This window comes from Chamaesiphon sp. OTE_75_metabat_556 (genome assembly GCF_031378165.1).
GTDB lineage: Bacteria > Cyanobacteriota > Cyanobacteriia > Cyanobacteriales > Chamaesiphonaceae > Chamaesiphon.
The window spans coordinates 1-9,959 of record NZ_JANNDR010000398.1 but is presented as its reverse complement, the minus strand read 5'-3'; the positions used below and the strand labels follow the sequence as shown (position 1 = coordinate 9,959).

8 protein-coding genes and 1 pseudogene are annotated in these 9,959 nt (G+C 43.3%); 2 read left to right on the top strand and 7 right to left on the bottom strand.

Translation table 11 applies throughout. The features are described 5' to 3' along the window. A pseudogene (locus RMO27_RS16130) lies at positions 1 to 358 on the bottom strand (N-acyl-D-glucosamine 2-epimerase); the annotation flags it as partial. Between the two features lie 914 nt (positions 359 to 1,272). Between RMO27_RS16130 and RMO27_RS16125 the strand changes: the two are divergent. Then, positions 1,273 to 1,425 (top strand): hypothetical protein, encoded by a 153-nt coding sequence (locus RMO27_RS16125; protein ID WP_309734326.1) that lies wholly within the window; start codon positions 1,273 to 1,275, stop codon positions 1,423 to 1,425. A 1-nt stretch (position 1,426) separates the two neighbouring features. Here the strand turns inward: RMO27_RS16125 and RMO27_RS16120 are convergent, their stop codons facing one another. The 6 genes from RMO27_RS16120 to RMO27_RS16095 all read right to left on the bottom strand — a co-directional run bounded on the left by RMO27_RS16120 (position 1,427) and on the right by RMO27_RS16095 (position 8,221). Then, positions 1,427 to 1,555 (bottom strand): hypothetical protein, encoded by a 129-nt coding sequence (locus tag RMO27_RS16120; protein WP_309734324.1) that lies wholly within the window; start codon positions 1,553 to 1,555, stop codon positions 1,427 to 1,429. Continuing rightward, complete coding sequence (locus RMO27_RS16115) at positions 1,555 to 2,433, bottom strand: dienelactone hydrolase family protein (protein ID WP_309734322.1); 879 nt, start codon at positions 2,431 to 2,433, stop codon at positions 1,555 to 1,557. The genes RMO27_RS16120 and RMO27_RS16115 overlap by 1 nt, the downstream gene beginning before the upstream one ends. Positions 2,434 to 2,565: 132 nt before the next feature. Next, complete coding sequence (locus tag RMO27_RS16110; protein WP_309734321.1) at positions 2,566 to 4,269, bottom strand: iron uptake porin; 1,704 nt, start codon at positions 4,267 to 4,269, stop codon at positions 2,566 to 2,568. A 310-nt stretch (positions 4,270 to 4,579) separates the two neighbouring features. After that, on the bottom strand, positions 4,580 to 6,100 hold the full coding sequence (locus RMO27_RS16105; RefSeq protein ID WP_309734318.1) for a hypothetical protein: 1,521 nt from the start codon (positions 6,098 to 6,100) through the stop codon (positions 4,580 to 4,582). A gap of 42 nt (positions 6,101 to 6,142) precedes the next feature. After that, positions 6,143 to 6,979, bottom strand: coding sequence for a sterol desaturase family protein (locus tag RMO27_RS16100; protein ID WP_309734316.1), 837 nt, complete (start codon positions 6,977 to 6,979; stop codon positions 6,143 to 6,145). A 693-nt stretch (positions 6,980 to 7,672) separates the two neighbouring features. Next, positions 7,673 to 8,221 carry a TetR/AcrR family transcriptional regulator gene (locus RMO27_RS16095; RefSeq protein ID WP_309734314.1) on the bottom strand — a complete coding sequence of 183 codons (549 nt, stop codon included), beginning with the start codon at positions 8,219 to 8,221 and terminating at the stop codon, positions 7,673 to 7,675. Between the two features lie 554 nt (positions 8,222 to 8,775). Between RMO27_RS16095 and RMO27_RS16090 the strand changes: the two genes are divergently transcribed. Next, positions 8,776 to 9,630 carry a hypothetical protein gene (locus tag RMO27_RS16090; protein ID WP_309734312.1) on the top strand — a complete coding sequence of 285 codons (855 nt, stop codon included), beginning with the start codon at positions 8,776 to 8,778 and terminating at the stop codon, positions 9,628 to 9,630. Positions 9,631 to 9,959: the final 329 nt, after the last annotated feature.

Below are 9,959 nucleotides of genomic sequence, written 5' to 3'. Positions count from 1 at the left end.
ACCAATGGGATTTTTCAAATAAGAATTTCCCGTCGGTTGCTTGTAATAATTTGACGACACGAGCATCAAAACGGCATTTTTCGCCGTCTTCCAGATAGATTCCCTGTAGTACTAGAGTTCGCCCTGGCAAGATGTATTTAGCGACTAACTGTGATGACTGCCCAGCAAAACCTGCGGGATTCGGGATGCGATCGTAGTTAAGCCCATCTAAATTTTGCATGAACTCAAATCGAGTTTCCTTGCCGGCGGATACCAATATTTCGTCGCCACTCCGACATTGAATCCGAAATATCCCGGCGTCTGCTTGGACATCTGTCACCGTACCCATGAAGGTTGTTTGTTGAGTAAATCGTTTCATACATTTTTCTCTTGCTCTAAATGTGGTGTTAAAAGCATTTTAAAAAAGAAAAATAGCCTAAAAGTTACATTCACACAATAGTTGTGAATGTAAGCACTTTACTAGCAACAATTGCTGTAAATGCGACTTTGATATTTTTCTTCCGAACTAGTTTAAATCCGTTGCAAATCGAGCTATTTTTTTGCTCGATCTACTCACTGGGTTTCAGCACTAATTGAGTTAGCTGCTATGAATTACTGGCTAATACCCAACTTAATTAAGATCGACAATTCCCAATTCAGCAAGTATTTGAGGATATTATTGTCTGCTGCTTAGCTATTTGCAGGCTGTAAAAAGTGTTTGAGCAGTAATGACAAGCTGCTTGTATATAGACATACTACAGCACTGTTATAAATAATCGGGACGATAGCACACATTTCTTAATAATAGGCTATAATCCTCTCAGTCAGAGGATTATACGTAGCAGCCCGATCTTAAGATTCGGACTGCTACCGCCAGTGCCAAGCTACTTAGTATTATTTAATACATTAAAGGTTAATATAGTTAAAGGGATCGATCGATCGAATTTAATGTATACGATCTAGCAGATTAACGATCAACAGAGAATGCTGAATCGATCAATTTAATGAAACTTGACTGAGTGCATTAATCCCAAAGCAAATAAAATGGCGCACGATGATGTCTTGGCTAAGTATCGTCCGCCACATATTATTAAGCCATTAAATAAATACAAATAATTTTCTATGGCGGCTAATTAATTTTCGGTACGAATCGCGCTAATCGCTAGTTGTCGATCGGTTGTCGATCGACAGAAGGTTAACCTTGGGAAAATCCATCTTTTGATAGATATCTCCAGTCAGAGCAGTTGATATAATTAGGACATATCGACAAGTTTTAAGAGCGAGGTCAATGATATGAAACCAATGATTTGGCATCCAGAAGAAAAAGACCAAAAAGTCAACGAATATATCGACAAAACTAATCGCGCCCCCTATTTTGGGATTATGTTTGCCATAGTTGGCGTATTTTCGATATTTACGGTAGCAGTGTTATTAGGCACTTTCTAAACTAAAATTTTCCCGATCGACAGAAAGTCAGATCTAAAAATGCCACCAGCCGGAACAACCCGATCTTGATGGCATCAATCGTATTTTGCAAACAGCTACTAGCGGCGATCGCAATTTTGCCGATCGCCATTACCGCTCGGTAGTAGGTGGCTGAGTAGTTTTGACTTTTTTGGGTTTGAGATTTTGACTAAAAAATCCAGTCGTCATCAGCCAAGCTTCGGCAGCAGCTTCCGGGGCATAATTTTCGCGTCTGTCGCTCATAAAACCATGTCCGGCTTTGGGAAACAGATTGAGGATATAGCGTTTTTTGGCTTTGGAGAGTGCCGCTGCCACTCTGCCGTGCTCGTCAGCCGCAATCATTTGGTCTTCGCTGCCATACATCAGCATCAGTGGCGATTGCATTGCCGCAACCCGATTGAGTAGAGATTTTTGACCGAGGGGATTACCCGGCGCAGCGTCGATGCCACCGCCATAGAACGAGATGGCGGCTTTGATTTTGGTCGGATAGCTAGCATTCGTCAAGAACGCATATCTGCCACCCATACAAAAGCCAATTACCCCAATCCCGTTGGCATTAATTTCCGATCTGCCCGTCAGAAAATCGATACTTTTACCGACATCGCTCATCACTGCATTATCATTGAGCGATTTGAGTTTGGCTACCGCCCCAGTTATATCAGTATAGGCATAAGTAGTCCCCCGATAAAAGTCCGGCGCGATCGCCGCAAATCCAGACTGTGCCAACCGATCGCAAATACTCTTACACCATTTATTCAAGCCAAAAGCTTCCATCAACACGATGACTGCGGGGAATTTTCCCGTCCCCGTTGGGGTCGCATAGTAGCCAGGTAGATCCTTGGCAATCTGAATATTTTTACCGAGACTGGCGGCTGTTGCGACAGTGGGTATTTTTGAATCTGCTTGTTTGGCGGCACTCAGTTGTGAATTGGCAATAACTGCGGCTGTAGCGATGCTGGATGCTCCCAGTAAGATGTCCCGACGTTTCATTAATTATTCGCGATAGATGATTGACTCTAGTTATTAGTAAACAGTAAATAGCGATCGATCGCCACTTTTAATTCTGGGCACTAAAAAGGGTTCCCTGGAGAGGAACCCAAATATTGATACTAGTAAGATTTACTAGAATACAAATGTTGTGCGGACGGTACCGAGATATTCAGTCGCGTTGCTAGCATTATGTTCGGGATTGGTCAGGAGTAGCAAACCGGGCGTAATATAGAGATTATCACTGACCTTGTACTTATAAAAAGTTTCCAAATGCAAACTAGTATCGCGATCGACCCGAGTGCCAGTGCTATTGCTAGTCACCTTGGGTTGCATCCCGACGACAAACCCTAGTGTGCTACCTTGGGAGCCAAAATCTTTCACGGCTAGCGTGGCTGCATAGTTCCAGATATCGGCACTACCACCGCCCGCTGCTTCGCGGTTGGCTTGTGTCAAACCACCCCAAGCTGATAAGACGAGGTTCTTGGAGAGATTGACACTACCAAGTACGGAATAGTGATTGCCGGAAGTTGGCGCGCCATTAAAGGGATTATTTGCAAAGGCACTACCGGTATTCCCAGAGAGGACGGTACCATTGGTCGTGTAGGTACGAGCGTAGATTAAGCCAAAGTTCACATCATCAGACGGTTTCAATGTGAGCTGGGAAAATATCACATTAGAGCCGTTGAATAAACCACTACCGCTGTTAGGATTATTGACAGTTTCGGTCGTTACACCAGCGATCGGTAATTTGGGTACGGCATAGCTCAATACCAAGCCGAGATTCGGGCTTAATTTGGTATCGACACCGATCCCTGCGCCCTCATTGCTGAGGCGATAAACTGGGTTGAAACGGCCGAATCTGGTGATGGCACCAGTCGCCGCAGCTTGATGTTCGGGGTTGAAGTTATAGTAGTTATCGTTGAACTCGTTGCCGACTGTTTCGATAAATACTTTGCTGGTCGCACTCAGTGGTAATTGGTACTGCAATCTACTCACATAAGTAGCGTTTTCTTCACTACCTTCAAATCCAAATCTGGTCATATTAGTACCAGACGGCGTACCTGCAAAAGAGTTGGTATTACGGGATTGGAGCCGAACTAATAGCAAATCTTTGCCAGTAAAGCTACTGCGGAAATTGAGACGTACCCGATCGGCAAAAATCGTATTGCGCGAAGCCGTACTCGGGCCACCCGCCAAACCATTAATCGCAAAAATCGCTTCGCCAACTAGTTTGGTCGTCGTTGAGAAGCTTTGGTCTTTGACCTTAGTGACTTTGGCGTCTAGTTCTCTGACGCGGCTGTCTACGGCTTGGAGTTCGGTGCTAAAAGACTGAACTAGTTGCTTGAGCCTGTCGAGATCTTGCTGAGAGACTTCTGGTTCTACTGGTGCGGGGGGCGCAACGGGAGTCGGCTCTGGTATGACTTCTGGTGCTACTGGTGGGGGTGTCACAACCGCAGGTGCTGGATTGGAGCGTCTTTTCTTGAGCTTGCGGACTTTTCTTCTAGCGACTAATTGCTCGATCGATTGGACACAGCCGTTGAGACTAGTCGCAAATTCTTCACGCGATAGCGTTTTGCCATCTGTGGGCGTGTTGCCACAGCTATATTTATTCCCCAAGGCTTGGAGGGTTTGATAAGCCCAGTCCCCAGATTTAATTTCGTTCGCTTGGGTCGTGTTCTCGATTTCTTCAGCCGAAGCCTCAGTGCTTTTCGAGACAGTGAGGGAATTAGGCGCGGTTTTAGATTCGTTAGCGATTGCCAACGTGCCACCAGCTACCCAGACAGCGATCGCAATTAAGAGGGGAGACAGCAGATTTTTTGATAACAATTTTGTCATTCGACCGATTTTTCCTCACACTGTGATTTTTTACCTATTGTATAGGCATATTCAGCCACATCCTACTGTGTTAATTTTTTCATTTCTGCATAAAATTTTACAGTTTATAATCTTTTCAGATGATATGGGCTGTGGGAGGATCGGTTCGGCAGTCGATCGACCCAGTATAGATCGAAATCTCGATCTATACTGGGTCGATTTAGCTCGATCGCATCGCAAACAGGGGAAAGCACTTTTGCTTTCCCCTAGAGGTCGATTTAAGCAAATTGGCAACTCTCGTTACCAATTCGATCCCCCGATCTAAACACATCTAGTTATTCACTAGAGCTGAATATTCCCCATTGTAGTTGGTGAATTCAGTTTTACTTCTCCGAATCTTCGACAACCGAATTTGCCAGTCAGAAACCTCTTCGTAGGTAAGGTGGTTCGTATTGCAAGTCGGTGTCCACAATCCGCCCCAAACACAAGGATCTTCAAACTGGAGCAAGCCTGATGCGCGTAAGTTCTGCGATTGTGGTGTTCCTGGCAAGGGGGCAATGCTGTAGCAAGAAATCTGAAATTCTACTTGGGGATTAACCTCTACCAGTTCGTCCACAAGTTCTGTTACTGCTTCCTCCAGCCGTAACAGACTCTCATTGTCATCATCTGGTAGCCCAATAATTACGCCATAGGTAATCACCGGCACGCCAGTTCTGACTACCGATTTCATCAATGTTTTATGCTCTTGCCACGGTAGCAGCTTGCTGTATGATTCTGTCCCAAACACGGGACGTTCGGCCGGAATATAAGCTAAAGCACAACCTAAGTTACCATCCCAACCAAACAGTGCCTCAATGATTTCTTCATCAGGGCTAAGATCGGTATCCTTGTAATTCAGCCCATGTCCGACAGTTGCTTTCCGCAGTTCTAAACCATTCGGCCACATCAGCGATAATCCCATCTCCCGTGCGCCATTAGTAATTTCAAGGATCTCTTGTCTTCCCTCAGGAAAGAGTCCCCGCGCCAGAAATTGATCCGAACCGATATAAATGGAACGAGCACCCGCCTCTTTTTGGAGAGCCAACCATTTGAGGGTAGTTTTTGGAGACATCCGCCGAAAACCTGTGCCGTAAGTTGGTGTCTGGCAAAAATCACATTTGCGATCGCAACCGATATCAGCCACTACCGAACCAATCGGTACGACTCCCTGGACATTCGGTTGTGTCCCAAAACACTGTTTAACCACATCCAGAGAAGGTAAAGCCCAATCTTCTGGACTCTTGGCGTGAGTCTTGCGCGGGAAATGGCGACCATCGGCCAGTAGTACACCTGTTAGTGGTTCTCGTGGTGTCTTGCCTAGCACGTAGTCAAAGATCGCCCAATTGGCAGCTCCAGACTTATCTTGAACGACAGCGACTGCTCCCGCTTTTAAGTAATGTTGTGGTTCTGCCAAAGCATCCGATCCACCCACCACAATTGGACGGCCACCTTTGGCCAGATGCTCGATCAGCATACAGCTAACTTGACGATCTTGCGAGAAGTTTACCGTAATTCCCCAAGCATCGTAAGCTTGAGGATCGACAGCGGAAATTTGCCCGCCGACGCAGATTTTGCGCAGAGTCATCCCTTTCCACAAAATTTCTCCAAATTCTTCGCGATAATTATCATCTCTGAGGTTAACCAGTTGGGCATTGAATCCCCCTGCTTGCAAATCAGCGATTAAAACTTGCTTGCTGATTAAACTCCGATTTTGATATAAAGATGTCCAATTTCGATTTTCCGAATCGTATAGTCCCGTTGCGGGAACTTCAATTAGTCCAATTGTTGGGGCTTTCTCCGTCAGCAATACCATAAAGATTACCTCGAATAAAAATGTAGATCGGTTGGGATAAGATTAGCCAATCCTAGCAGAATCGATAATTTTAGATTCAACTAGACTTACCGGAAACATGATGCCCTGCTTCTTCGTTGGCGGGTTTAAAGTATTGAATACCCGATCCCAGAATCCATGAATGCCATAGTTTCCAGTGAAAGAGCTGTGATGCAGATCGTGAAAATCCGATGGAATGAAAAATATTGATAATGAACTATGTCCTTCGAGATTGTACGCATTGCCGATCGCACTCCATGCACATAGTTGAGTGATGTCATATCCAAATATAAAGATTGGCAATACATCTGTAATCGTAACGATAACATATTCAATCAGACTTTTATGTCCAGCAACAAAACTTGACGAGTCGCGAAATTCATGATGCTTGAGATGGATTTTTTGCAGCCATCTGCGGTGTAATAGCCAATGAGCGATATAAAAACACAGGTCAGCAGCAATTATTCTCATCAAGAACCACCCAAAGTTCAGGAAAATATCATTCCCCCGCTGCACCTCTGGAGCTAAAAATAAGACGATCGATGCGGAGATTACAGCTTTGATTTCTCCTAAAATAATGCCTTTAACCGTAAATGCCGGAAATGGTTGCGGCTTGACTTTGCTGACTCTTGCTGTGAGTTTTTCTGTGAGAATATTATTTTTCTTGATGACTTTTTCAATCAAAATACCCAAAGCATAAAATGAACTAGAGCCAACCAGCCAATACAGAATCACCTGCATTGGGAAGTTTAATTCAAGATCGTGCAGTAAATAATAAAATAATTGCTGAAAAATCGTACAGCTAATGGCAATTTTTAGATAAAACTCGATCTCAAGCAGGAAGTTAAAAATCTTGTGCATTTTCTTTGCTCAATATTAATTAATTATTTAGAGGTTACTATGAGAGCAGTATAGTACATTGCACGGTCAACGATCGACTACAAAAAGATACCGGTATAATAAACAACACGACGACCAATAGCAGATTACACTGAGATTTAAAACAAATCTTGATGATTCGATCGAATGTTTATAACAAAGGAAATACTTGAAGCCTAGGCAGTGCCAGGTTTTTGTCGTACGTATTGTTTCATTTTCTAGTTATAGCTAATTAAGTGATCGATCCGACCGGACAAGTCTTAAAAGTATTTTAAATGTGAATCTTAGCAAAAAGAATCAATATTTTTGCAAAGTTAAAAATATTTTAGTTTATTCCTGAAATATGCAAACCCAAGTTATGTCAGCTCCATTTACAAGAGATAGTTTGGCAGATTTTGCTAGATTTTGGGCAAGTGTCAAAGCGATCGCCGAGCTTGATTGGTATCCCACAAAATCAAGTGAGATTCCGTACCATTTCAGTGCGAAATTATTCCATCGATCGAGTCGGATATATCACCACCCCATGCCCCCAAACTTTAACTGATTATGATGCCATCGGCAACACGATCGACCGCAGCGATATCGACAGCAAAATACCTCAGACGAGCATATTTTGCTGTCGATATCGCTTTGATAATTAAATTAATTTTGCTATGTTTTATGGTCTATGGACAGCTATAAATAGTCAGAGCTGGGAACATCTGACTGTAATAATTTTTTGGCTACCGCTTTCGCTTGTTGAAAGGATCGAGAATTATTGCTCACCTGAGTCGAGATTACTGCGCCATCAAGCAAAAGTATCCAATAAGTGGCTAATCGCTCTGAAGCAAATATATTTGCATTATTCGCCAAATCTTGAATATATCTGGTGACCAAGCGTTTATGTTCCTTACAAAAAGCATGAATTGGTGAATCGGCACTAGAAAACTCAGCAGAGGCATTAATAAACATACAGCCAAAAAATGCGGGAGTTCTAGACCATTCCTCATAGACATCAAACACAGCCAGTAATCTCTCAATGGCATTGTGACGACTCTCAACTTCCCGCATCAGCCAGTTACGAAATTCCTCATCCTGTTTTCGCAGGCTGGCTAGAATAAGTTCATCTTTGGACTTGAAATGTCGGTAAAGAGTGTTTTTTGCAACCCCCGATTCTGCCAAAATTTTGTCAATACCTGTGGCGTGAAAACCGTACTGATGAAATAGCTTCAGTGCTACGCTCACAAGATGCTCACGAGGCTGCTTTGTCATACCAATCATCTAAGATTTTATACTGAATATTCATATTTTATATTTTAATGTAAAGTAGAGCACAGATCTGTATTGAAAATTATTGTGCATTTGTTCTAAATCCTCGTGGAAAGTAATTGACGAACAAGGAAATGTGGCTTCATTGACTTGAAAAGATTGCTAGCAAGGCTTTTCTGTCTAGAGGTTGACAACAGGACAGATCTGTTCTAAGCTACATGTAGTTTAACTCATTCTGTAAACATAAATTTCTATCCCCGATTTACAGAACCCATTTGATATCTAGTGGGGAGAGCGGGTTCGTTTACCTACCCTAGGCTACGCCAACGAGATCGAACAGCAACATCGAATTGGCTAGCATCAGCCAGCCCATCTTACCAATAATGGTCTAGTTGCTAAACCATCTCGACTAATATCTAACTAAAGATCTCAAATGATGTCTACATAATCTACAGAAAATTCTTGCCGTTCAGAAGGCAATCCTTCGACTGTCATTGAATCGATTGCTTGCGCTCTTATCAGGAGAAGTTATGGCGACACAATTTAACAATCCTCGTCAAATTGCCAGAGATTTACTTAGAAATTCGGTGTCCAACAATTTATGGTTGGAAAATCAACAGTTTGTTACTCGCTGCCGTGAGGGTTTACAACAGCATCCAATTGCGGTGCATTCTACGATCCAAGCCTTGAATCGAGGCTCTTTTGGGTTAGATGCAATGCAGAAAATTCACTTGGATTATCGCCATGCGATCGTCCAGATTTTCACAGATGCTCTATTGATGGCGCAAGTCCAGAGTCGTCAGCTCGAACGGAAATTGGCACCAGGAACGAAGATGTACGCCAGATTTCTACTGACTTTAAACACGCTCGATGAATTTGGGTTTAAGCCCGGAATCGACCGAAATGGCTACTATCGAGGTAATCCATTAGAAGCGCACTATCCCCTATATGAAAGGGTTCTTGACGAGTTCGGTGTTAGTGTAAATGAGCGAAAAACCTATATTTATAGTCCACAAGCAAATCGTGTCCGCGCATTTTTAGAAGATGCCTACAGCGATTTTGCCTCAGTTGTTGCTTTGCTGGCTGTCGCCGAACGGGTTGTCGTTCTCTTTAGTGCGCCATTACGAGAGAATGCTAAAGTTATCGGCATAGAAACTGGCACAGGATATTACCTTAATCACGGCACAAGTGACGATCTGCAAGCAGAAGCAGATGATGATACTCATGAAGATGATTTGTGGTATGTACTCATGCAAGCTATTTCGCCAAATGAGTACGCAGGAATCACATATCTTTGCGAACGCTACTGTGATTTATGGGTTGATTTCTGGAATACTCAAATGCTGATTCTGGAACAACAAGTTAAAGAGAAAGTCACTGCTTAACTTAATAGTGGGTGACGGCGATCTATCTAAATTGCTACTTTGGGGCGAACATAGAATTCGGACAAAATAGGATGCTAAGGGTAGAACTTAGTTCTTGAGCTACTTTTAGTTGATGATTTCAACAAATTGACATATTCAATCACAGATCTTAGCACCTTTTCTGACACAAGAAATCGGGCGTTGCTGAATTCAGGTATGAAATGCACAAACGATTTTTGGAGGGGTAATGCCTCGTGCTTACCCCGCATCGAGTAAGGGTACCCACAAGCGGTGTTTTTAGTCGGGGGAAACCCCCGACTAAAAAAACGACAAGACGGGGCACCCCTACA

Coding starts and splice junctions, on each gene's coding strand:
- RMO27_RS16125 (WP_309734326.1), top strand. CDS start 1,273: ATGAAACCAATGATTTGGCATCCAGAAGAAAAAGACCAAAAAGTCAAC.
- RMO27_RS16120 (WP_309734324.1), bottom strand. CDS start 1,555: ATGGCGATCGGCAAAATTGCGATCGCCGCTAGTAGCTGTTTGCAAAAT.
- RMO27_RS16115 (WP_309734322.1), bottom strand. CDS start 2,433: ATGAAACGTCGGGACATCTTACTGGGAGCATCCAGCATCGCTACAGCC.
- RMO27_RS16110 (WP_309734321.1), bottom strand. CDS start 4,269: ATGACAAAATTGTTATCAAAAAATCTGCTGTCTCCCCTCTTAATTGCG.
- RMO27_RS16105 (WP_309734318.1), bottom strand. CDS start 6,100: ATGGTATTGCTGACGGAGAAAGCCCCAACAATTGGACTAATTGAAGTT.
- RMO27_RS16100 (WP_309734316.1), bottom strand. CDS start 6,979: ATGCACAAGATTTTTAACTTCCTGCTTGAGATCGAGTTTTATCTAAAA.
- RMO27_RS16090 (WP_309734312.1), top strand. CDS start 8,776: ATGGCGACACAATTTAACAATCCTCGTCAAATTGCCAGAGATTTACTT.